Annotated in this window: 18 protein-coding genes and 4 tRNA genes; 6 read left to right on the top strand and 16 right to left on the bottom strand. The window is 53.1% G+C overall.

Annotated elements, in window-relative coordinates:
- The first annotated feature begins 1 nt into the window (after nt 1).
- The 5 genes from thiG (at nt 2) to ACN9MQ_RS01070 (ending at nt 4,580) form a co-directional block, all read left to right on the top strand.
- A complete protein-coding gene (gene thiG, locus ACN9MQ_RS01090) occupies nt 2-772 on the top strand; it encodes a thiazole synthase (protein WP_014168160.1) in 771 nt (256 codons plus the stop codon).
- Complete coding sequence (thiH, locus tag ACN9MQ_RS01085; protein WP_426021632.1) at nt 769-1,902, top strand: 2-iminoacetate synthase ThiH; 1,134 nt, start codon at nt 769-771, stop codon at nt 1,900-1,902. The genes thiG and thiH overlap by 4 nt, the downstream gene beginning before the upstream one ends.
- 329 nt (nt 1,903-2,231) lie before the next feature.
- Nucleotides 2,232-3,773 (top strand): sensor domain-containing diguanylate cyclase, encoded by a 1,542-nt coding sequence (locus ACN9MQ_RS01080; protein WP_073397817.1) that lies wholly within the window; start codon nt 2,232-2,234, stop codon nt 3,771-3,773.
- A 180-nt stretch (nt 3,774-3,953) separates the two neighbouring features.
- Complete coding sequence (locus ACN9MQ_RS01075; RefSeq protein ID WP_014068453.1) at nt 3,954-4,259, top strand: PTS sugar transporter subunit IIB; 306 nt, start codon at nt 3,954-3,956, stop codon at nt 4,257-4,259.
- Nucleotides 4,260-4,262: 3 nt separating this feature from the next.
- Nucleotides 4,263-4,580 carry a PTS lactose/cellobiose transporter subunit IIA gene (locus tag ACN9MQ_RS01070; RefSeq protein WP_014168157.1) on the top strand — a complete coding sequence of 106 codons (318 nt, stop codon included), beginning with the start codon at nt 4,263-4,265 and terminating at the stop codon, nt 4,578-4,580.
- A gap of 59 nt (nt 4,581-4,639) precedes the next feature.
- Here the strand turns inward: ACN9MQ_RS01070 and rpoC are convergent, their stop codons facing one another.
- From rpoC to ACN9MQ_RS01005, 13 genes are all read right to left on the bottom strand, one after another.
- On the bottom strand, nt 4,640-8,863 hold the full coding sequence (gene rpoC / locus ACN9MQ_RS01065) for a DNA-directed RNA polymerase subunit beta' (RefSeq protein WP_014168156.1): 4,224 nt from the start codon (nt 8,861-8,863) through the stop codon (nt 4,640-4,642).
- A 76-nt stretch (nt 8,864-8,939) separates the two neighbouring features.
- Nucleotides 8,940-12,968: a DNA-directed RNA polymerase subunit beta gene (gene rpoB / locus ACN9MQ_RS01060; RefSeq protein WP_020882980.1), complete on the bottom strand. Its 4,029-nt coding sequence runs from the start codon at nt 12,966-12,968 to the stop codon at nt 8,940-8,942.
- 319 nt (nt 12,969-13,287) lie between these two features.
- Nucleotides 13,288-13,653, bottom strand: coding sequence for a 50S ribosomal protein L7/L12 (gene rplL / locus ACN9MQ_RS01055; protein ID WP_014168154.1), 366 nt, complete (start codon nt 13,651-13,653; stop codon nt 13,288-13,290).
- Between the two features lie 66 nt (nt 13,654-13,719).
- Nucleotides 13,720-14,217, bottom strand: coding sequence for a 50S ribosomal protein L10 (rplJ, locus tag ACN9MQ_RS01050; protein ID WP_004097644.1), 498 nt, complete (start codon nt 14,215-14,217; stop codon nt 13,720-13,722).
- A gap of 291 nt (nt 14,218-14,508) precedes the next feature.
- Nucleotides 14,509-15,213, bottom strand: coding sequence for a 50S ribosomal protein L1 (gene rplA / locus ACN9MQ_RS01045; protein WP_006810530.1), 705 nt, complete (start codon nt 15,211-15,213; stop codon nt 14,509-14,511).
- Between the two features lie 3 nt (nt 15,214-15,216).
- Complete coding sequence (gene rplK / locus ACN9MQ_RS01040) at nt 15,217-15,645, bottom strand: 50S ribosomal protein L11 (protein WP_008808007.1); 429 nt, start codon at nt 15,643-15,645, stop codon at nt 15,217-15,219.
- A gap of 155 nt (nt 15,646-15,800) precedes the next feature.
- On the bottom strand, nt 15,801-16,346 hold the full coding sequence (gene nusG, locus ACN9MQ_RS01035) for a transcription termination/antitermination protein NusG (RefSeq protein ID WP_003862341.1): 546 nt from the start codon (nt 16,344-16,346) through the stop codon (nt 15,801-15,803).
- A 1-nt stretch (nt 16,347) separates the two neighbouring features.
- Complete coding sequence (secE, locus tag ACN9MQ_RS01030) at nt 16,348-16,731, bottom strand: preprotein translocase subunit SecE (RefSeq protein ID WP_003862342.1); 384 nt, start codon at nt 16,729-16,731, stop codon at nt 16,348-16,350.
- A gap of 229 nt (nt 16,732-16,960) precedes the next feature.
- Nucleotides 16,961-18,145, bottom strand: a complete 1,185-nt coding sequence (tuf, locus tag ACN9MQ_RS01025; RefSeq protein WP_023326212.1) for an elongation factor Tu — start codon at nt 18,143-18,145, stop codon at nt 16,961-16,963.
- Between the two features lie 118 nt (nt 18,146-18,263).
- Nucleotides 18,264-18,339 (bottom strand) — tRNA-Thr (locus ACN9MQ_RS01020).
- A 6-nt stretch (nt 18,340-18,345) separates the two neighbouring features.
- Nucleotides 18,346-18,420 (bottom strand) — tRNA-Gly (locus ACN9MQ_RS01015).
- 116 nt (nt 18,421-18,536) lie between these two features.
- Nucleotides 18,537-18,621: transfer RNA gene (locus ACN9MQ_RS01010), tRNA-Tyr, on the bottom strand.
- Nucleotides 18,622-18,629: 8 nt separating this feature from the next.
- Nucleotides 18,630-18,705 (bottom strand) — tRNA-Thr (locus ACN9MQ_RS01005).
- Nucleotides 18,706-19,020: 315 nt separating this feature from the next.
- On the opposite strand from ACN9MQ_RS01005, the gene coaA reads away from it, so the two are divergent.
- Nucleotides 19,021-19,971, top strand: a complete 951-nt coding sequence (coaA, locus tag ACN9MQ_RS01000) for a type I pantothenate kinase (protein ID WP_025206418.1) — start codon at nt 19,021-19,023, stop codon at nt 19,969-19,971.
- A gap of 50 nt (nt 19,972-20,021) precedes the next feature.
- On the opposite strand, the gene dppF is transcribed toward coaA, so the two are convergent.
- Genes dppF through dppC form a run of 3 tightly spaced genes read right to left on the bottom strand, consistent with a single transcriptional unit; the run spans nt 20,022 to nt 22,928 of the window.
- Nucleotides 20,022-21,035, bottom strand: coding sequence for a dipeptide ABC transporter ATP-binding subunit DppF (gene dppF, locus ACN9MQ_RS00995; protein ID WP_108647632.1), 1,014 nt, complete (start codon nt 21,033-21,035; stop codon nt 20,022-20,024).
- On the bottom strand, nt 21,032-22,015 hold the full coding sequence (gene dppD / locus ACN9MQ_RS00990; RefSeq protein ID WP_426021471.1) for a dipeptide ABC transporter ATP-binding protein: 984 nt from the start codon (nt 22,013-22,015) through the stop codon (nt 21,032-21,034). The genes dppF and dppD overlap by 4 nt, the downstream gene beginning before the upstream one ends.
- A gap of 10 nt (nt 22,016-22,025) precedes the next feature.
- Nucleotides 22,026-22,928 carry a dipeptide ABC transporter permease DppC gene (dppC, locus tag ACN9MQ_RS00985; protein WP_040018429.1) on the bottom strand — a complete coding sequence of 301 codons (903 nt, stop codon included), beginning with the start codon at nt 22,926-22,928 and terminating at the stop codon, nt 22,026-22,028.

The raw sequence follows: 22,928 nt of genomic DNA, 5'->3' as shown, positions 1-22,928 counted from the left end.
GATGTTACGTATTGCCGATAAAGTCTTTGATTCACATCTGTTTACCGGAACCGGGAAATTCGCATCACCCCAGCTGATGGTCGATGCCATCCGTGAAAGCGGCAGCCAGCTGGTCACGCTGGCGTTAAAGCGCGTGGATCTGCGCCATCACAGTGATGCCATTCTGGCGCCTTTACTGGAAGCTGGCGTCACGCTACTGCCAAATACTTCCGGCGCGAAAACGGCCGAAGAGGCCATTTTCGCCGCTCAACTGGCGCGTGAAGCGCTCGGCACACGCTGGCTGAAGCTGGAAATTCACCCGGATGCTCGCTGGCTGTTGCCCGACCCGATCGAGACGCTGAAAGCGGCAGAAAAGCTGGTACAACAAGGGTTCATCGTTCTGCCTTACTGCGGTGCCGATCCGGTACTCTGCAAACGTCTGGAAGACGTTGGCTGCGCCGCCGTTATGCCGCTGGGCGCGCCTATTGGCTCTAACCAGGGGCTGGAAACCCGGGCGATGCTGGAGATCATCATTGAGCAGGCCACCGTGCCGGTGGTGGTGGATGCGGGTATTGGCGTACCAAGCCATGCGGCGCAGGCGCTGGAGATGGGGGCGGATGCGGTGCTGGTGAACACGGCCATCGCGGTTGCCGACGATCCGGTCATGATGGCGCGCGCGTTTCGCATGGCGGTGGAGGCTGGCCTGCTGGCACGGCAATCAGGCCCTGGCTCGCGCAGTTTTCAGGCGCAGGCCACCAGCCCGCTGACCGGTTTTCTGGAGGCAATCTCATGACCACCTTTACCGACCGCTGGCGGCAGCTTAACTGGGACGACATTGCCCTGCGCATCAACAGCAAAACGCCGGTCGACGTCGAGCGCGCACTGAATGCGCGCCATCTGACCCGCGACGATTTAATGGCCCTGCTCTCCCCTGCGGCCAGCGCTTATCTGGAGCCGATGGCCCAGCGCGCCCAGCGTCTCACCCGACAGCGCTTTGGCAACACGGTGAGCTTTTACGTCCCGCTCTATCTCTCAAACCTGTGCGCCAATGACTGTACCTACTGCGGCTTCTCCATGAGCAACCGCATTAAGCGTAAGACGCTTGATGAGGAAGAGATCGCGCGCGAGTGTGCGGCGATCCGGGAAATGGGCTTCGAGCATCTCCTGCTGGTCACCGGTGAGCACCAGGGCAAAGTCGGGATGGACTACTTCCGCCAGCACCTTCCTGCCATTCGTCATCAGTTCGCCTCGTTGCAGATGGAAGTGCAGCCCCTGTCGCAGGATGAGTATGCGGAGCTCAAAACGCTCGGACTGGATGGAGTGATGGTCTATCAGGAAACGTACCACGAAGCGACCTACGCCCAGCATCACCTGAAGGGCAAGAAACAGGACTTCTTCTTCCGCCTTGAAACGCCGGACAGGCTCGGACGTGCCGGGATCGACAAAATTGGCCTTGGTGCGCTGATTGGGCTTTCCGATAGCTGGCGCGTGGATTGCTACATGGTGGCGGAACATCTGTTGTGGCTTCAGCAGCACTACTGGCAGAGCCGCTACTCCATCTCCTTCCCCCGGCTGCGCCCGTGTGCTGGCGGGATTGAACCGGCCTCACTCATGGACGAGCGCCAGCTGGTACAAACGATCTGCGCGTTTCGCCTGCTTGCCCCGGAGGTTGAATTATCGCTCTCAACACGTGAATCACCGGCGTTCCGCGACCGCGTGATCCCGCTTGCGATAAACAACGTGAGCGCATTTTCCAAAACACAGCCGGGCGGTTATGCCGATGATCACCCTGAACTGGAGCAGTTTTCCCCGCATGATGGACGACGTCCGGAAGCAGTCGCCGCGGCCCTGAGCGCTCAGGGGCTGCAGCCGGTCTGGAAAGACTGGGACAGCTGGCTGGGAAGAGCCTCGCAATTACGCTGAAACATACTGCAACTCCGCAGAAATAAAACGAGTCGGCACGGAGAGTCACAACCGGATGATTGTCAGCTATCGTCCGGTTTTTTATTGTCATGTGGTCAGCAACGGACGCTGACCAGGGCGAAAAGCTTCTTCCTCGTTTCGCCCTGCCTCTGACTTATCGTGCACACTGAATTTCTGATTTTATGAGTAATTTCTTAGCCATTCTTAAGATAAATCATCTCGTCTGAAATCGTGTTCCGTATAATTCACAGCTAACCGCAGGACTGCGACTATGCTGAGAGGATATCGGCAGACGAAAAGCATTCACCCTCAGGAATGATGTACAACTCATGGCACTTCACAGCAAAAAACTCTCTTTTACCCGGCCAATAATGGCCAGCTTCGCGGGGATACTGTGCAGTTTTGCACTGATCGCTGTCGTGGTTACGCTTTCGCAGCGAAAGGATTTTCTTGAGGATTATCATAAAATTAATGGTAATTTTACGCATAATCTGGCGGTTAACTATACCGAATCAATGTTGCGTGAAAACGACTATATTCTTGGTCGTTCTGCGATGTACTTTTCCCGCAACGAGATACTGAATGAGACGCTGAACGTCAACCCGACGCAAGGGTTGCAGATGTTGATGCATTTGCAAAACCTGATGCCGACCGTGTCATCCATCTCGCTGGCCGACACGGAGGGGCATTATTTGCACGCTCCAGAAGCGCCTCCCACGGAAAAGAGTAAAAACGTCGATCCGCGGACGCGCCCGTGGTTTGTCGCCCACGCGGAAGCCAGTATTTTCAGCCATTATACCCACCCTTATATGGACTACTTTACCGGGCATCCAACAGTCACGCTTTATAAGCCGTTGATTTCAACAGAAGGCAGACTCAAGGGAACCCTCGCCTTTCATCTTGATTTGGCGTCGATGGGGTATACCCTTCGACAGATGGTGGCTCCTGTACAAGGGGAATTCTTCGTCGTCGAGCGCGATGGAACCGTGGTGCTTCATCCTGACACGGGCGCGCTGTTCAAAAAATACGTGAGCGAAGCGCTGATGGACAAAATGACCAGCGGCGAGGGGCATTTATACGACCGGAAAAGTAAAACCTGGTATTACTACTACTCCTTCACTAACCCGGATTGGTTTGTCATCTACCGGGTCTCTGGCGCGACCCTGACGGATATTACCCGCCACGAAACCACTATCGTTGGCTGGGGATTTGCACTGGCGGCAATTATTATCATTCTCTTCGGTTTATACCTTCGCCATGCCTCGCGTACCGTGTTAATGCATATTATCAACGCCATCAAAACTGGCGACGTCAGCCAGGCACCGCGTCTGGAAGCGATGCTGAGTCATACCATCCAGTCGAATAAAGAGCGTGAGATGGCATATGTCCGCCAGGCAACCCATGATGCGCTAACAGGCTGCAAAAACCGCCGCGCGTTCGATACCGATGTGGAAGAGTTAATGGCGGCTCAACAGCCTTTCGCACTGGCGCTGGTGGACATCGATAACTTCAAATCAATCAACGATACCTGGGGCCACCTTAGCGGCGATATTGTCCTGCGTAACGTGGCGCGTGAAGGGATCCAGATCATGCAACCGCACCACATCTCGGTGTACCGGTACGGTGGAGAAGAGTTTGCGGTGGTCTTCCAGGCTGCGCAAATTGCTAATGCAATCTCGTTGCTGGAAGCGTGGCGTACCACCATTGAAAAACGCGTCTGGCGGGAAGAAAACCTGCAGGTCACGTTCAGTGCAGGCCTGGGGGAATGGCATTTCGAACCGCTGGAGCAATTTGTCGGGAGCGTGGATAACGCACTTTACAGCGCAAAACAACAGGGTAAAAACCGCATCCTTCAGACCTCCATCCGTTAATTTCACCCCTCCCACGCTTTCCGTTTCGACGGGCAGCGTGCACTTTCATGCAAAATTGTAACCGGTTTCAGAAAATCACCCATTTCTTTGTGATGCCTGACACACAATCGCGGTAAAGCGGTTGTTGAAGCGGTCTGCACGGGATAATTATCAATAAACACATGTAGATCGAGGCTGATTATGAAGAACATCGTTTTATGCTGTGCAGCGGGAATGTCAACCAGCATGCTGGTTCAACGTATGAAAGACGCCGCGCAGAAAAAAGGGGTTGAAGTCACCATTAAGGCCGTTCCGGTTGCGGAGTTTAAAGATAATATCGCGACGGCTGACATCGTATTGCTGGGGCCACAGGTTAAATACGAGCAGGCTAAACTTCAGGCGCAGGCCGATCCGCTGGGTAAAAAGGTCGCGGTGATCGACATGATGGATTACGGCATGATGAAAGGTGATGTCGTCCTGGAAAAAGCGCTTAAATTACTGGAGTGACCCGTGGAAGATTTAGAAACAACGATCATGGAACTGCTGGTCAACGCGGGAGCAGCGCGCAGTGCTGCCCTTACGGCGTTGCAGATGGCCCGTAAAGGTGACTTTGACGAAGCCGAAAAGGCGATGGAAGAGTCGCGTGAATACGTGAAACATGCCCACACCATCCAGACGCAGCTGATTGGTCTTGATGAAGGGACCGGAAAGCTGCCGGTTAACCTGATCACCGTCCACTCTCAGGATCACCTGATGAACGCGATGGTCATTCAGGACCTGGCGGGCGATATGATTGAACTGTATCGTCGGCTACCGCTGATAAACTGAAAAATATGCAGACATAAAAAAACCCGCCGAAGCGGGTTTTTTATTTGCTGAATCAACGATTACTCGTTGTCAGAACCACCCAGACCTGCGTTCAGCAGTTCTGCCAGGCTCGCGGATGCATCTTCAGCAGTTACCTGCGGTGCAGCTGGCAGTTCGCCTGCAGCACGACGACGCATACGATCCTGATGGTACGCATAACCGGTACCAGCCGGGATCAGACGACCTACGATAACGTTCTCTTTCAGACCGCGCAGTTCATCACGCTTACCTGCTACAGCGGCTTCGGTCAGGACACGCGTGGTCTCCTGGAACGATGCTGCAGAGATGAAGGACTCGGTTGCCAGAGACGCTTTGGTGATACCCAGCAGATCGCGCGAGAAGGTCGCAGCGATTTTGCCGTTCGCTTCCAGATCGCGGTTAGCGATCTTGACGCGTGAGTATTCAACCTGCTCGCCTTCCAGGAACTCAGAGCTGCCCGCGCTATCGATGGTTGCTTTACGCAGCATCTGACGAACGATAACTTCGATGTGTTTATCGTTAATCTTAACGCCCTGCAGACGGTATACGTCCTGTACTTCGTTAACGATGTAACGAGTAACAGCATGCACACCACGCAGACGCAGGATGTCGTGCGGCGCTTCTGGACCGTCGGAAACCACGTCACCACGTTCTACACGTTCACCTTCGAACACGTTGAGCTGACGCCACTTAGGAATCATCTCTTCGTACGGCTCGCTGCCATCTACTGGGGTGATAACCAGACGGCGTTTACCTTTGGTCTCTTTACCGAAGGAGATGATACCGCTGATTTCAGCCAGGATTGCAGGCTCTTTCGGACGACGTGCTTCGAACAGATCCGCAACGCGTGGCAGACCACCGGTGATGTCCTTGGTACCGCCGGATTCCTGAGGAATACGCGCCAGGGTGTCACCAGAACTGATCTGTACGCCATCTTCCAGCTGTACAATCGCTTTACCCGGCAGGAAGTACTGCGCAGGCATATCGGTACCAGGGATCAGAACGTCGTTACCCTGAGCATCAACGATTTTCAGTGCAGGACGCAGATCTTTACCACCGGCAGTACGCTCAGCAGAGTCCAGAACGACCAGAGAAGACAGACCGGTCAGCTCGTCGGTCTGACGAGTAATGGTCTGGCCGTCGATCATGTCAGTGAAGCGGATGAAACCACTTACTTCGGTGATAACCGGCATGGTGTGTGGATCCCAGTTTGCAACGGTTTCACCGCCAGCAACCTGCTCGCCATCACCTTTCGCCATAACAGCACCGTAAGGCACTTTATAGCTCTCTTTGGTACGACCGAATTCGTCGATCAGCTTCAGCTCGGTGTTACGAGAGGTCACAACCAGCTTGCCTGCGGAGTTAACAACAGACTTCGCGTTGCTGAGCTTGATGCTACCTTTGTTTTTCACCTGGATGCTGGATTCAGCAGCCGCACGAGATGCCGCACCACCGATGTGGAACGTACGCATCGTCAGCTGTGTACCCGGTTCACCGATGGACTGTGCCGCGATAACACCGATTGCTTCACCTTTGTTGATGATGTGGCCACGCGCCAGGTCACGACCATAGCAGTGCGCACATACACCGAAATCGGTGTCACAAGATACAACGGAACGAACTTTCACAGAGTCAACAGAGTTCGCTTCCAGCAGGTCACACCACTGTTCGTGCAGCAGCGTGTTGCGTGGAACCAGAATGTCTGCGGTACCCGGCTTCAGAATGTCTTCCGCGGTTACACGACCCAGTACGCGATCGCGCAGCGGCTCTTTAACATCACCACCCTCGATAACCGGGGTCATGGTGATACCTTCGAGGGTGCCACAATCGTCTTCGGTCACAACCAGATCCTGCGCAACGTCAACCAGACGACGCGTCAGATAACCGGAGTTCGCTGTTTTCAGTGCGGTATCCGCCAGACCTTTACGCGCACCGTGAGTAGAGATGAAGTACTGGAGTACGTTCAGACCTTCACGGAAGTTCGCGGTGATTGGCGTTTCGATGATGGAGCCATCTGGCTTCGCCATCAGACCACGCATACCTGCCAGCTGACGAATCTGTGCTGCAGAACCACGCGCACCGGAGTCGGCCATCATGTAAATGCTGTTGAAGGAAACCTGCTGCTCTTCTACGCCGTCACGGTTAATCACGGTTTCGGTTTGCAGGTTATCCATCATCGCTTTGGATACACGATCGTTCGCCGCAGCCCAGATATCGATAACTTTGTTATAGCGTTCGCCCGCGGTAACCAGACCAGACTGGAACTGCTCCTGGATCTCAGCAACTTCGGCTTCCGCTTCAGAGATGATCTCGTGTTTCTTCTCTGGGATAACCATGTCATCGATACCAACAGATGCACCTGAACGCGCTGCATATGCAAAGCCGGTGTACATTGTCTGGTCAGCGAAGATAACCGTCGGCTTCAGACCCAGAATGCGGTAACAGGTGTTCAGCATTTTGGAGATCGCTTTCTTACCCAGCGCCTGGTTGACGATGGAGAAAGGCAGACCTTTCGGTACGATCATCCACAGAATGGCACGGCCAACGGTCGTGTCTTTCAGGCTGGTTTTCGCAACGAATTCGCCGTTAGCATCTTTTTCATATTCAGTGATACGCACTTTGACACGCGCATGCAGAGAGGCCAGGCCAGCGCGATAGATACGCTCAGCTTCTTTAGGGCCAGTCAGCACCATGCCTTCGCCTTTGGCGTTAACACAGTCACGGGTCATGTAGTACAGACCCAATACAACGTCCTGAGAAGGAACGATGATTGGTTCACCGTTCGCTGGAGACAGGATGTTGTTAGTAGACATCATCAGCGCACGCGCTTCGAGCTGGGCTTCCAGCGTCAGCGGTACGTGAACAGCCATCTGGTCACCATCGAAGTCGGCGTTATATGCCGCACAAACCAGCGGGTGCAGCTGGATAGCTTTACCTTCGATCAGTACCGGTTCAAATGCCTGGATACCCAGACGGTGCAGTGTTGGTGCACGGTTCAGCAGTACCGGGTGTTCGCGGATAACTTCGTCCAGGATATCCCAAACGACAGCTTCTTCACGCTCAACCATTTTCTTAGCGGCTTTGATGGTGGTGGCCAGGCCACGCAGTTCCAGCTTGCCGTAGATGAACGGTTTGAACAGCTCCAGTGCCATTTTCTTCGGCAGACCGCACTGATGCAGACGCAGGTATGGACCTACGGTGATAACAGAACGACCGGAGTAGTCAACACGCTTACCGAGCAGGTTCTGACGGAAACGACCCTGTTTACCTTTGATCATATCGGCCAAAGATTTCAGAGGACGTTTGTTAGAACCGGTGATCGCACGACCGCGACGACCGTTATCCAGCAGGGCATCTACCGCTTCCTGCAGCATACGTTTTTCGTTACGTACGATGATGTCCGGCGCAGCCAGATCCAGCAGACGTTTCAGACGGTTGTTACGGTTGATAACGCGACGATACAGATCGTTTAGATCCGACGTTGCGAAACGACCACCATCCAGCGGAACCAGCGGACGCAGATCTGGCGGCAGAACCGGCAGAACGGTCAGGATCATCCACTCTGGTTTGTTCCCAGACTGAACGAATGCTTCCAGCAGTTTGATACGCTTGGTCAGCTTTTTACGCTTGGTTTCGGAGTTGGTTTCGTTCAGCTCTTCACGCAGCTGCTCGCACTCTTGCTCCAGGTCCATGCTTTTCAGCAGGGCCTGAATAGCTTCCGCACCCATCTTCGCGTCGAATTCGTCACCGAACTCTTCCAGCGCGTCCAGATACTGTTCTTCGGTCAGAATCTGGTGGCGTTCCAGATTCGTCATACCGCCTTCGATAACCACATAAGATTCGAAGTACAGAACACGTTCGATATCGCGCAGCGGCATATCCAGCAGCAGGCCGATACGGGACGGCAGAGATTTCAGGAACCAGATGTGCGCAGTTGGAGATGCCAGTTCGATGTGGCCCATGCGCTCACGGCGCACTTTGGTCTGGGTCACTTCAACGCCGCACTTCTCACAGATCACACCACGGTGTTTCAGGCGCTTGTACTTACCGCACAGGCACTCGTAGTCTTTTACTGGCCCGAAAATTCGTGCACAGAAAAGGCCGTCACGCTCAGGCTTGAACGTACGGTAGTTGATGGTTTCCGGCTTTTTAACTTCACCGAAAGACCATGAACGGATCATGTCTGGCGAAGCCAGAGCAATTTTGATCGCATCAAACTCTTCGGTTTTAGTCTGCGCTTTCAGAAACTTTAATAAATCTTTCACGGATTTGCTCCCGTCGGAGTTAGCACAATCTGGTGTCGGGGGTTAGCCCGACACCAGTGACCTGTTTGAGCGAGAATTACTCGTCTTCCAGTTCGATGTTGATACCCAGCGAACGAATCTCTTTCAACAGTACGTTGAAGGACTCTGGCATGCCCGGTTCCATCTGATGATTGCCGTCCACGATGTTTTTATACATCTTGGTACGACCGTTCACGTCATCAGACTTAACGGTGAGCATTTCCTGCAGGGTGTATGCTGCGCCGTATGCTTCCAGCGCCCACACTTCCATCTCCCCGAAGCGCTGACCACCGAACTGCGCCTTACCACCCAGCGGCTGCTGAGTAACCAGGCTGTAAGAACCGGTAGAACGAGCGTGCATCTTGTCGTCGACCAGGTGGTTCAGTTTCAGCATGTACATGTAACCTACGGTTACCGGACGCTCGAACTGTTCACCGGTACGGCCATCAAACAGCGTAATCTGACCAGACGTTGGCAGACCACCCAGTTGCAGCAGCTCTTTGATTTCAGCTTCTTTTGCACCGTCGAATACCGGCGTTGCAATCGGCATACCTTTGCGCAGGTTCTCTGCCAGACGCAGCACTTCTTCATCGCTGAAGGTGCTCAGGTCGACTTTCTGACGAACGTCGGTACCCAGATCGTAGGCACGCTGGATGAATTCGCGCAGTTTCGCGACTTCTTCCTGCTGTTTCAGCATGGCGTTGATCTTATCGCCGATACCTTTCGCAGCCATACCCAGGTGGGTTTCCAGAATCTGACCGATGTTCATACGAGACGGTACGCCCAGTGGGTTCAGTACGATATCTACCGGCGTACCGTTAGCATCGTGCGGCATATCTTCGATCGGGTTGATCTTAGAGATAACACCCTTGTTACCGTGACGACCTGCCATCTTATCACCAGGCTGGATCTGACGTTTAACAGCCAGATACACCTTAACAATCTTCAGCACGCCTGGTGCCAGATCGTCGCCCTGAGTGATTTTACGGCGTTTCGCTTCGAGTTTTTTCTCGAACTCGTGTTTCAGTTCGTCATACTGCTCAGCCAGCTGTTCCAGCTGATTTTGTTTCTCTTCGTCGGTCAGGCCCAGTTCCAGCCAGCGATCGCGTGGCAGTTTGTCGAGCTTCTCAGCTTCAACGCCACCGGCAACCAGCACCGCATAGATACGGCTGAACAGACCCGCTTCGAGGATCTGCAGTTCTTCAGACAGGTCTTTCTTAGCCTGTTTGAGCTGCATCTCTTCGATTTCCAGCGCACGCTTATCTTTCTCAACGCCGTCACGGGTGAAGACCTGAACATCGATAACCGTACCGGAAACACCGTTTGGTACGCGCAGAGAAGAGTCTTTAACGTCAGACGCTTTCTCACCGAAGATAGCACGCAGCAGTTTCTCTTCTGGCGTCAGCTGGGTTTCACCTTTCGGCGTTACCTTACCAACCAGAATGTCGCCGCCGGTCACTTCTGCACCGATGTAAACGATACCGGATTCATCCAGTTTGGAGAGCGCAGCTTCACCCACGTTAGGGATGTCAGCGGTGATCTCTTCTGGCCCCAGCTTGGTGTCACGGGACACACATGCCAGTTCCTGAATGTGGATGGTAGTGAAACGATCTTCCTGAACCACACGCTCGGAGACGAGGATGGAGTCTTCGAAGTTGTAACCGTTCCACGGCATGAACGCTACGCGCATGTTCTGACCGAGCGCCAGTTCACCGAGGTCAGTGGACGGACCGTCTGCCAGCACGTCGCCGCGCTCAACGGGTTCACCCAGAGACACACAAGGCATCTGGTTGATACAGGTGTTCTGGTTAGAACGGGTGTATTTGGTCAGGTTATAAATGTCGATACCTGCTTCGCCCGGGTACATCTCGTCTTCGTTAACTTTGATAACGATACGGGAAGCATCCACGTACTGAACAGTACCGCCACGTTTAGCCACCGCAGTAACACCGGAGTCAACGGCAACAGCACGTTCCATACCGGTACCAACCAGCGGCTTATCAGCACGCAGAGTTGGAACGGCCTGACGTTGCATGTTCGCACCCATCAATGCACGGTTGGCGTCATCGTGTTCCAGGAACGGGATCAGGGACGCACCGACGGATACCACCTGCTGGGTGGATACGTCCATGTAGTCAACCTGGTCGCGGCTGAACAAGCTGGATTCGCCTTTGCTACGGCAGGTAACCAGATCTTCTACAAAGTGGCCTTCGTCATCCAGGTTGGAGTTCGCCTGAGCGATAACGTAGTTGCCTTCTTCGATAGCAGACAGGTAGTGAATTTCGTCAGTTACAACACCGTCGGTCACTTTACGGTACGGCGTCTCAAGGAAACCGTATTCGTTAGTCTGTGCGTACACGGACAGGGAGTTGATCAGACCGATGTTTGGACCTTCAGGCGTTTCGATTGGACATACGCGACCGTAGTGAGTCGGGTGTACGTCTCGAACTTCGAAGCCTGCACGTTCACGGGTCAGACCGCCTGGGCCGAGTGCAGAGATACGACGTTTGTGCGTGATCTCAGACAGCGGGTTGTTCTGGTCCATGAACTGAGACAGCTGGCTGGAACCGAAGAACTCTTTCACTGCTGCAGAAATCGGCTTGGCGTTGATCATATCCTGAGGCATCAGGGTATCCAGATCGCCCAGAGACAGACGCTCTTTCACCGCACGCTCAACACGTACCAGGCCAACGCGGAACTGGTTTTCCGCCATTTCGCCGACGGAACGGATACGACGGTTGCCGAGGTGGTCGATATCGTCCACTTCGCCTTTGCCGTTACGGATATCGATGAGCTTCTTCATCACTTCGATGATGTCGTCTTTGCTCAGGATACCGGAACCTTCGATCTCATCACGCAGCAGAGAACGGTTGAACTTCATACGACCAACCGCGGACAGATCGTAGCGGTCTTCGGAGAAGAACAGGTTCTCGAACAGGCTTTCAGCCGCTTCGCGAGTTGGTGGTTCACCAGGGCGCATCATACGGTAGATTTCTACCAGCGCGCTCAGACGATCGGTCGTTGGATCGACGCGGATAGTCTCAGAGATATAAGGACCGTGGTCCAGATCGTTGGTGAACAGCGTTTCGATGCGTTTGTGGCCAGACTGGCTCAGCTTAGCCAGCAGATCCAGGCTCAGCTCCATGTTCGCCGGGCAGATCAGCTCGCCAGTTGATTCATCAACGTAATCTTTCGCGGCTACTTTTCCAGCAATGTATTCAACCGGAACTTCGATGAGTTTGATATCATCTTTTTCCAGCTGACGGATGTGGCGCGCGGTAATACGGCGGCCTTTTTCCACATACACTTTGCCGTCGGCTTCGATGTCGAACGACGCGGTCTCACCACGCAGACGCTCTGGCACCAGCTCCATCTGCAACTTGTTGTCGCGGATTTCAAAGATTACTTTCTCAAAGAACAGGTCCAGGATCTGTTCAGTGGTGTATTGCAGCGCACGCAAAATGATGGTCGCAGGCAGTTTACGACGACGGTCGATACGGACAAACAGGTTGTCTTTAGGATCGAACTCGAAGTCCAGCCAGGAACCACGGTAAGGAATGATACGCGCGTTATACAGTACTTTACCGGATGAGTGTGTTTTACCTTTATCGCTGTCGAAGAAGACACCCGGGCTACGATGCAGCTGGGAAACGATAACACGCTCAGTACCGTTGATGACGAAAGTACCGTTGTCTGTCATGAGTGGAATTTCACCCATGTAGACTTCTTGTTCTTTAATGTCTTTTACGGTGCCTTCTGGCGCTTCGCGCTCATAGATCACCAGACGCAGTTTTACGCGCAGCGGTGCGGAATAGGTCACGCCACGGATCTGACATTCCTGAACGTCAAACACCGGTTCGCCAAGGCGGTAGCTGACGTACTGCAGCTCGGAGTTACCGCTGTAGCTCTGAATCGGGAACACGGAACGGAAGGCTGCTTCCAGGCCGTACTGCCCTTCAGGATCTTGCTCGATAAACTTCTGGAACGAGTCAAGCTGGATAGAAAGGAGATATGGAATGTCCAGAACTTGTGGACGTTTACCAAAATCCTTACGAATACGTTTTTTCTCGGTATAGGAGTAAACCATAGGGTTCCTCAGCTCGCTGACAAGTCGACCCATCTGTCCGACGAAGGGACAGTTTGTGCAACACCATTTTGTGGACCGGAAAATTGAATACTTTCCGCAATACCTGTTGCTATCACGCTTAAATCATTTCGTCGCGATTTACACAGAGCGCGCACCCTGTCGCAATATATTAAGTCGTCGATAGAAACATGCATTGTCAGGACAACCAGTAGTCAAACAGTGTGAAATGCTACTGATGCCTTACAGCGCAAAAAGGCTGGTGACTAAAAAGTCACCAGCCATCAGCCTAATGACTTAGGCTGCAACCAGAAAAGTTGGCTTATTTAACTTCAACTTCAGCGCCAGCTTCTTCCAGAGATTTTTTCAGTGCTTCTGCGTCGTCTTTGCTCACGCCTTCTTTCAGCGCAGCTGGAGCAGCTTCTACCAGGTCTTTAGCTTCTTTCAGACCCAGGCCAGTTGCGCCACGTACTGCTTTGATAACAGCAACTTTGTTAGCGCCAGCAGCTTTCAGAATTACGTCGAATTCAGTTTTTTCTTCAGCAGCTTCAACCGGGCCAGCAGCTACAGCTACAGCAGCAGCAGCGGAAACACCGAATTTTTCTTCCATTGCAGAGATCAGTTCTACAACGTCCATTACGGACATAGCTGCAACTGCTTCAATGATTTGATCTTTAGTGATAGACATTTAAATTGTTCCTGAAAATCAGAATAAGTTTATACGTAAGCAAATGCTTTATAAAGATAACTGCGATTAAGCAGCTTCTTTCGCATCGCGAACAGCAGCCAGAGTGCGAACCAGTTTGCCAGCCGAAGCTTCTTTCATGGTTGCCATCAGGCGTGCAATTGCTTCTTCGTAGGTCGGCAGGGTTGCCAGGCGATCGATTTGCGATGCCGGGATCAACTCACCTTCAAAGGCTGCAGCTTTGACCTCAAATTTTGCATTCGCTTTCGCGAACTCTTTGAACAGACGAGCAGCAGCGCCCGGGTGTTCCATAGAGTATGCAATAAGGGTCGGACCAACAAACGTGTCTTTCAGGCACTCGAAAGGAGTACCTTCAACTACGCGACGCAGCAGGGTGTTACGAACAACACGCATGTATACGCCAGCTTCACGACCTGCTTTACGCAGTTCAGTCATTTTGTCTACAGTAACGCCACGGGAATCCGCAACTACTGCAGACAGCGCGCCTTTGGCTACTTCGCTGACTTCAGCAACAATCGCTTGTTTGTCTTGAAGATTTAAAGCCATTAGCTTTGCTCCTGGATGTTTGCCGGAACTCATGTTCCGGAACTCACTTCACTCTCCCCAACGGAAAGAGCGTCTTAATACGGTGAGCAGAAACAAGCCAGAGTATCCAAAAATAATCTTAGCGTTCTGTCACCGTCTACGCAGGGCATTAAGTTTCTTGCGAAACACCTGCGGTCTTCGACGGAGGCCTGGATTAGGCCAGGCTCCAACGAACAAATCTTTTAGCCGCTAACTTTTGTTAGCAAACGTGGGGGTAAGATTGTAGACAAAATCACCGCCCACGTAAAGGCATTAGTTTGCAGCAGCGCTCAGGCCAGCCTGGTCAACTGCAACACCTGCACCCATGGTGGTGGAGATGCTAACTTTCTTGATGTACACGCCTTTCGCCTGAGTTGGTTTTGCTTTTTTCAGCGCAACCAGCAGAGCTTCCAGGTTTTCTTTCAGTTTGTCAGCGTCAAAGTCCACTTTACCGATGGTGGTGTGGATGATGCCGTTTTTGTCGTTACGATAACGAACCTGACCTGCTTTAGCGTTCTTAACAGCTTCAGCAACGTTAGGGGTTACAGTACCCACTTTCGGGTTTGGCATCAGGCCGCGTGGACCCAGAACCTGGCCCAGCTGGCCAACAACGCGCATTGCATCTGGAGAAGCAATAACAACGTCAAAGTTCATTTCGCCTTTCTTGATCTGGTCAGCCAGATCTTCCATACCTACCAGTTCAGCGCCGGCAGCTTTAGCCGCTTCAGCGTTTGCACCCTGAGCAAATACAGCTACGCGTACGGAACGGCCAGTACCGTGTGGCAGTACAGTTGCACCACGAACGTTCTGATCAGATTTACGAGCATCGATGCCCAGGTTAACAGCAACGTCAACGCTTTCAACGAACTTAGCGGTAGCCAGTTCTTTCAGCAGAGCGATAGCTTCGTTGATGTCGTACTGTTTGGTCGCATCAACTTTGTCACGGATCACGGACATGCGCTTGGTCAGTTTAGCCATTTCTTAGTCCTCCACTACCAGGCCCATGGAACGTGCAGTACCTTCGATTGAGCGAGTCATCGCTTCAATGTCGGCACCAGTCATGTCGGCAGCTTTGGTCTGCGCGATTTCCTGCAGCTGAGCGCGGGAAATTTTACCCACTTTGTCTTTGTTCGGTTTACCGGAACCAGACTTGATACCCGCCGCTTTCTTCAGCAGAACTGCTGCTGGAGGGGTTTTGGTAACGAAAGTGAAAGAACGGTCAGCGTATACAGTGATAACAACTGGGATTGGCAGACCTTTTTCCATGGATTCGGTTTTGGCGTTGAACGCTTTACAGAATTCCATGATGTTCACACCCTGCTGACCCAGAGCTGGACCAACTGGTGGACTTGGGTTCGCCATACCTGCTGCAACCTGCAGCTTGACGTAGGCTTGTACTTTCTTAGCCATTCTAAAATCCTCTGATTGGGTGATAACGCCTCAAGGAGGCTCCCCGTGAATAAAATCGTTTTACAGGCCGCAGCCCATAAAAACAAAAGGCGCGAAATTGTATTCCAATCTCGCGCCTTGTGCAACGATTAAATCGTCGCTTTTTTGATCGCTGCTTAGGCTTTTTCTACCTGGGCAAAGTCCAGTTCTACCGGGGTCGCACGACCGAAGATAGAAACGGACACTTTCAGGCGGGACTTTTCGTAGTCCACTTCTTCAACCACGCCATTAAAGTCAGCAAACGGACCGTCATTAACACGAACCATTTCACCCGGTTCAAACAGCGTTTTCGGACGCGGCTTATCACCCACCTGCTGCAGGCGGTTCATAATCGCATCAACTTCTTTGTCGCTGATTGGTGCCGGACGGTCAGACGTGCCGCCGATAAAGCCCATCACGCGCGGTACGCTGCGCACCAGGTGCCAGCTCGCGTCGTTCATAACCATCTGAACCAGCACGTAACCCGGGAAGAATTTACGCTCGCTTTTGCGACGTTGGCCGCCACGGATCTCGACCACTTCTTCGGTCGGAACCATAACTTCGCCAAATAACTCTTCCATGTTGTGTAATTTGATATGCTCACGCAGCGACGTTGCTACGCGGCCTTCAAAACCGGAAAACGCCTGAACGACGTACCAGCGCTTTTTAGGGGCTTCAGACATCTCAGAACCTCAGGCCAGTGATAAAGGATACCAGGCGAACCAGAATACCATCCAGTCCCCACAGGATCAGTGACATTACAGCGGTAACCGCCGCTACGATCAGCGTGGTGTGCAATGTTTCCTGGCGAGTCGGCCAAATTACCTTGCGGACTTCGGTACGCGCTTCGCGAGCAAAAGCGACAGTCGCTTTGCCTTTTGTCGTCAACAGCGCGACACCACCCGCTGCAGCAATCAGAATTACCACTGCAAGCGCGCGTAGCGGCAGCATCATGTCACGATAAAGGTAGTTGCCGACAATCGCTACAATCAGCAGCACGGCTACGACTACCCATTTCATCGCTTCCAGGCCGCGCCCGCTCCCTTGAGCTTCGGTATTCGCACTCATAAACCAACCTGTCAGAAGTATTCTACAAACATTTTCACCCCGCTATTGCGAGGCAAACCAAATCGAAATGCTAATTCGCTTTTCGGATTATACGCTCTCTGCAGAGCCTGTCTCAGCAATGATTATGACAAATTTAATCACTGATGAGCCAGGTTCTGATCTGAAAGCGTGCAAAAAGGGCATCAAATGATGCCCTTTTATTGCGCATTGCGTCAAATGTTATCAGCAATTAGCCGAGAACTTTAGCAACCACGCCCGCGCCAACGGTACGGCCACCTTCACGGATTGCGAAACGCAGACCGTCGTCCATCGCGATTGGGTGGATCAGCGTCACAACCATCTTGATGTTGTCGCCTGGCATTACCATCTCAACGCCTTCTGGCAGTTCAATGGTACCGGTCACGTCAGTTGTACGGAAGTAGAACTGTGGACGGTAGCCTTTGAAGAACGGAGTATGACGGCCGCCTTCGTCTTTGGACAGGATGTACACTTCAGATTCGAACTTGGTGTGTGGCTTGATTGAGCCTGGCTTAGCCAGTACCTGACCACGTTCGATTTCTTCACGTTTGATACCACGCAGCAGAACACCTACGTTCTCACCAGCACGGCCTTCGTCCAGCAGTTTGCGGAACATTTCAACGCCAGTACAGGTAGACTTAGCAGTCTCTTTGATACCAACGATTTCAACTTCTTCGCCAACTTTGATGATACCGCGCTCAACACGACCGGTAACAACGGTACCACGACCGGAGATGGAGAATACGTCTTCGATTGGCAGCAGGAACGGCTTGTCAATCGCACGCTCTGGTTCTGGGATGTAAGAATCCAAGAAGCCAGCCAGTTCGATGATTTTCGCTTCCCACTCTGCTTCGCCTTCCAGCGCTTTCAGCGCGGAACCACGAACGATTGGAGTGTCGTCGCCTGGGAAATCGTACTGAGACAGCAGTTCACGAACTTCCATCTCTACCAGTTCCAGCAGCTCTTCGTCATCAACCATGTCACATTTGTTCAGGAACACGATGATGTAAGGAACGCCTACCTGACGACCCAGCAGGATGTGCTCACGAGTCTGAGGCATTGGGCCGTCAGTCGCAGCAACAACCAGGATCGCGCCGTCCATCTGCGCAGCACCGGTGATCATGTTTTTAACATAGTCGGCGTGGCCTGGGCAGTCTACGTGTGCGTAGTGGCGAGTCGGGGTGTCGTACTCAACGTGAGAGGTGTTGATGGTGATACCACGAGCTTTTTCTTCTGGTGCGTTATCGATCTGGTCGAATGCACGAGCAGAACCACCGTAGGTTTTAGCCAGAACGGTAGTGATTGCAGCGGTCAGCGTTGTTTTACCATGGTCAACGTGGCCGATAGTACCGACGTTAACGTGCGGTTTTGTACGTTCAAACTTTTCTTTAGACATCGATTGTCCCTCTAAGACACGGATAAATCGGTGATATCACCACATCAACCAGGCGAAATGCCTGAATTGTTGAATACAGTAAAATTGAAACAGAGAGAAACGGGAAGGAGAAGTGAAGTGGTGCTGATACCCAGAGTCGAACTGGGGACCTCACCCTTACCAAGGGTGCGCTCTACCAACTGAGCCATATCAGCACGTATTGGAGCGGGCAGCGGGAATCGAACCCGCATCATCAGCTTGGAAGGCTGAGGTAATAGCCATTATACGATGCCCGCATCCTGAAACTCGGCTACCCAGTTCTTTCTGTAACAAAAAAAGAGATTTCTCTCTTTTTAGGTTCGAGCTGATTCAATTTTCAAACCAGCTCCGGCGGCTTAACGCTGCCAGAAAGTGGTGGTGGGGGAAGGATTCGAACCTTCGAAGTCTGTGACGGCAGATTTACAGTCTGCTCCCTTTGGCCGCTCGGGAACCCCACCGGACTTGATGGTGCCGACTACCGGAATCGAACTGGTGACCTACTGATTACAAGTCAGTTGCTCTACCTACTGAGCTAAGTCGGCATCAAGTAGCGCGCATTCTATGGAGACATGCGCAGTCATGCAACTAAAAAATTGCATAAAACGTTCTTTCGCTCACATTTTATTCGAAACCAGGGTTAACCGCTGTAAATTCATCCACTCAAGGTCAAAAATTCAACATCAGCGCCCGATTTACACCACTTATACCGTATCGTGATGACTCCCGCGTAAAGCATCGCTTCCCCATATTTTTTCTTATTATTCCTGTCATCTGGTGTTAACCTCCTGCCCATTGTCCAAAATTAACTATGTTGAGCCCGGACGCGCTGTGTTGTGCTGGCTCACTGAAGCATGCTTATGAGCAAAAAAGAGCAAACGTTAATGACACCTTATCTTCAGTTTAACCGTAGCCAGTGGGCTGCACTGCGTGACTCCGTCCCGATGACGCTGACGGAAGGCGAAATCGCACGGTTAAAGGGGATAAACGAAGATCTGTCGCTGGAAGAAGTGGCAGAAATCTATTTACCACTCTCGCGCTTGCTTAACTTCTATATCAGCTCCAACCTGCGCCGTCAGGCGGTGCTGGAGCAGTTCCTCGGGACGAACGGCCAACGCATTCCTTATATCATCAGCATTGCAGGCAGCGTGGCCGTCGGTAAAAGCACCACCGCACGTGTATTGCAGGCGTTACTGAGCCGCTGGCCAGAACACCGCAGCGTGGAGCTCATCACCACTGACGGTTTCCTGCACCCGAATGAGGTGTTAAAGGAACGCGGGCTAATGAAGAAGAAGGGCTTCCCGCTCTCTTATGATATGCACCGTCTGGTGAAGTTTGTCTCTGACCTGAAATCGGGCGCGCCTAACGTGACTGCTCCGGTCTATTCGCACCTGATCTACGATCGCATCCCGGGTGGAGACAAAACGGTGGTTCAGCCGGATATCCTGATCCTCGAAGGGTTAAACGTCCTGCAAAGCGGGATGGATTATCCTCACGATCCCCATCATGTGTTTGTCTCTGACTTCGTCGATTTCTCTATTTATGTCGATGCGCCGGAAGACCTGCTGCAGAACTGGTATATCAACCGCTTCCTGAAGTTCCGCGAAGGGGCGTTCACCGATCCTGACTCCTATTTCCACCACTACGCCCAGCTCTCTGAAGAAGAAGCCATTAATGTGGCGCGAGGGCTGTGGAATGAGATCAACTACGTGAACCTGAAAGAGAACATTCTGCCCACACGTGAGCGCGCCAGCCTGATCCTCACCAAGAGTGAGAAACACGCTGTCGACCAGATCCGTCTGCGCAAGTAATCACGCAGACATAAAAAAACCGGCTTAGCGCCGGTTTTTTTATTGATGGATTACGCCATCGGCTTTTCGCCATTCTCATCCTGATCGACCGCGAAGCAGGCAACCAGCTGACCGCCATAATCCTTGAGCTGTGGCTGCAACTGGGTGCACGGGCCAAAGCGGCGACTGCAGCGGGCGTTGAATGCACAGCCTGGAGGCGGATTCAACGGGCTGGGCAATTCACCCGTCAGCTTGATACGCTCACGACGATCGTCAGGGTTCAGACGCGGGGTCGCAGACAGCAGCGCCTGGGTGTACGGGTGACGAGGATGAGTAAAGATCTGCTCTTTTGTCCCCTTCTCCACGCAGCGCCCCAGATACATCACCATCACTTCGTCGGCAATGTGCTCCACAACCGACAGGTCGTGCGAAATAAACACGTACGACAGCCCCATGTCCTGCTGCAGATCCATCATCAGGTTCAACACCTGCGCACGCACAGAAACGTCGAGGGCTGATACCGGCTCATCGGCGATGACCACGTCAGGGTCGAGCATCAAACCACGCGCAATCGCGATACGCTGGCGCTGGCCGCCAGAGAACATATGCGGATAACGATCGTAATGCTCGGTCTTCAGGCCCACTTTCGCCATCATCGCCAGCGCTTTTTCACGACGCTGCTCTTTGTTCAGATTGCTGTTAATCAGCAGGGGCTCTTCCAGAATCTGTCCCACTTTTTTACGCGGATTCAACGATCCGTACGGGTTCTGAAACACAATCTGGATTTTCTGACGGCGCAGTTTCTGCGCCTGCGGATCGTGCTTGAGCAGGTCCTGTCCCTGATAATAGAGCTCACCGCCGGTGGGGACTTCAATCATCGTCAGCAAACGACCCAGCGTCGATTTGCCACAGCCTGACTCACCGACCACCGCCAGCGTTTTGCCGCGTTCAAGGGTAAAGGATACGCCATCCAGCGCTTTCACAAGGCGTTCAGGCGCAAACAGCCCCTTTTTCACCGGATAGTATTTTTTCAGGTCGATAGCCTGCAACAGCGGTTGTTGCTTGGTGGCCTGTTGCGTACTCATAGTGTTGGCCTCCCGGCATCATCGAGTGGGTAGTGGCATTTCGACTGACGACCGTCAGCAAGCAGGTTGAGCTCTGGCTCTTCTGCACGACATTTGTCTGTAGCATACGGACAACGCGGATTAAGCAGGCAGCCCTGCGGTCGGTCATATTTACCCGGTACGACGCCCGGAAGTGATGCCAGACGCGCTTTGTCCTGGGCAAACTCCGGCAGCGCACGCAAAAGCGCCTGCGTATACGGGTGACGCGGCGCGCGGAAAATATCGTGCGAATGTCCAGTCTCGATCACCTGACCTGCATACATCACGATAATTTTGTGCGCCGCTTCGGCCACCAGCGCCAGGTCATGCGTAATCAGCACCAGCGCCATGTTCTCTTTCTGCTGCAGTTCCAGCAGCAGCTCGATGATCTGCGCCTGGATAGTCACGTCCAGTGCCGTTGTCGGTTCATCCGCGATCAGCAGTTTTGGCCGACAGGCAATCGCCATGGCGATCATCACACGCTGGCTCATCCCACCGGAGAGCTGGTGCGGGTAAACGTCCAGACGCGATGCCGGGTCAGGGATACCAACCTGATTCAGCAGATCGATCGCACGCTGACGCCGGGTCTTCTTATTCCCGCCCTGGTGCACCTTGATGGCTTCCATAATCTGGAATCCCACGGTGTAACAAGGGTTCAGGCTGGTCATTGGGTCCTGGAAGATCATCGCCACTTCCGCACCGACCAGCTGGCGGCGCTGCTTTTCGGAGATACGCTGCAGGTCCTGACCGTTAAACTCCAGACTTTCGGCCATCACACGGCCGGGATAATCAATCAGCCCCATGATGGCCAGTGAACTGACCGACTTACCGGAACCCGACTCACCCACAATGCCGACCACTTCGCCCTGATTTACGCTGTAGCTGATGCGGTCCACGGCGCGAAACGGAGTGCCTTCGTCACCGAAGTGCACCGATAATTTATCTACATTTAATAACGCCATCTCGTGCCTCTTACTGCTTCAGTTTGGGATCAAGTGCATCACGCAGGCCATCACCCATCAGGTTAAATGCCAGCACCGTCAGCAGGATTGCCAGACCCGGGAAGGTCACAACCCACCAGGCGCTTTGGGCGAACTGCAACACATCGGAGAGCATGGTGCCCCACTCCGGTGTTGGTGGCTGCGCACCCATGCCCAGGAAGCCAAGAGCGGCCATATCAAGAATGGCGTTAGAGAAACCGAGCGACGCCTGAACAATCAGCGGCGCCAGGCAGTTCGGGAAGATGTTGACGAACATTTGACGCATCGCGCCAGCACCCGCCACGCGGGAGGCCGTTACGTAGTCGCGGTTTACTTCCACCAGCACCGCCGCACGCGTGAGTCGCACATAGTGGGGAAGCGCCACGAAGGTTAATGCCAGCGCGGCGTTACTGATCGACGGACCAAAAATCGCCACCAGTACCAGCGCCAACAGCAAGCTGGGCAGCGCCAGCATGATGTCGACGATACGCATGATGATGTTATCGATAATGCCGCCGAAGTAGCCAGCAACCAGACCGAGTACGATCCCCATAACCAGCGACAACACGACCACCAGGCAGCCGACCAGCAGCGACAGACGCGCACCGTACATCAGACGCGACAGCACATCGCGGCCCACGTCATCGGTACCCAGCAGGTGCGACAGGCTACCGCCGTCCTGCCATGCTGGTGGTGCCAGCAACGCATCACGGAACTGATCCGCCGGGTTATACGGTGCGAGCACGTTGGCAAACACCGCAATCAGGATCATGACAGAGACATAAACCAGCCCCACCACCGCGCCTTTGTTGCGCTTGAAGTAGTGCCAGAATTCCTGCAGCGGCGTCATGGGAACCGGTGCAGTAACCACTTTATTTTCAGAAATGTGTGACAT

Origin of the sequence: Enterobacter sp. R-25 (assembly GCF_049913205.1) — a bacterium.
GTDB lineage: Bacteria > Pseudomonadota > Gammaproteobacteria > Enterobacterales > Enterobacteriaceae > Enterobacter > Enterobacter ludwigii.
This window is presented reverse-complemented; position numbering and strand designations above follow the sequence as displayed.

Excerpts from the sequence above, each read along its gene's own strand:
- tuf (WP_023326212.1), bottom strand. The coding sequence starts at position 18,145 with ATGTCTAAAGAAAAGTTTGAACGTACAAAACCGCACGTTAACGTCGGT.
- ACN9MQ_RS01080 (WP_073397817.1), top strand. The coding sequence starts at position 2,232 with ATGGCACTTCACAGCAAAAAACTCTCTTTTACCCGGCCAATAATGGCC.
- nusG (WP_003862341.1), bottom strand. The coding sequence starts at position 16,346 with ATGTCTGAAGCCCCTAAAAAGCGCTGGTACGTCGTTCAGGCGTTTTCC.
- secE (WP_003862342.1), bottom strand. The coding sequence starts at position 16,731 with ATGAGTGCGAATACCGAAGCTCAAGGGAGCGGGCGCGGCCTGGAAGCG.
- coaA (WP_025206418.1), top strand. The coding sequence starts at position 19,021 with ATGAGCAAAAAAGAGCAAACGTTAATGACACCTTATCTTCAGTTTAAC.
- rplA (WP_006810530.1), bottom strand. The coding sequence starts at position 15,213 with ATGGCTAAACTGACCAAGCGCATGTCCGTGATCCGTGACAAAGTTGAT.
- rplK (WP_008808007.1), bottom strand. The coding sequence starts at position 15,645 with ATGGCTAAGAAAGTACAAGCCTACGTCAAGCTGCAGGTTGCAGCAGGT.
- rplL (WP_014168154.1), bottom strand. The coding sequence starts at position 13,653 with ATGTCTATCACTAAAGATCAAATCATTGAAGCAGTTGCAGCTATGTCC.
- dppC (WP_040018429.1), bottom strand. The coding sequence starts at position 22,928 with ATGTCACACATTTCTGAAAATAAAGTGGTTACTGCACCGGTTCCCATG.
- thiH (WP_426021632.1), top strand. The coding sequence starts at position 769 with ATGACCACCTTTACCGACCGCTGGCGGCAGCTTAACTGGGACGACATT.
- thiG (WP_014168160.1), top strand. The coding sequence starts at position 2 with ATGTTACGTATTGCCGATAAAGTCTTTGATTCACATCTGTTTACCGGA.
- dppF (WP_108647632.1), bottom strand. The coding sequence starts at position 21,035 with ATGAGTACGCAACAGGCCACCAAGCAACAACCGCTGTTGCAGGCTATC.
- dppD (WP_426021471.1), bottom strand. The coding sequence starts at position 22,015 with ATGGCGTTATTAAATGTAGATAAATTATCGGTGCACTTCGGTGACGAA.
- rpoB (WP_020882980.1), bottom strand. The coding sequence starts at position 12,968 with ATGGTTTACTCCTATACCGAGAAAAAACGTATTCGTAAGGATTTTGGT.
- rplJ (WP_004097644.1), bottom strand. The coding sequence starts at position 14,217 with ATGGCTTTAAATCTTCAAGACAAACAAGCGATTGTTGCTGAAGTCAGC.
- ACN9MQ_RS01075 (WP_014068453.1), top strand. The coding sequence starts at position 3,954 with ATGAAGAACATCGTTTTATGCTGTGCAGCGGGAATGTCAACCAGCATG.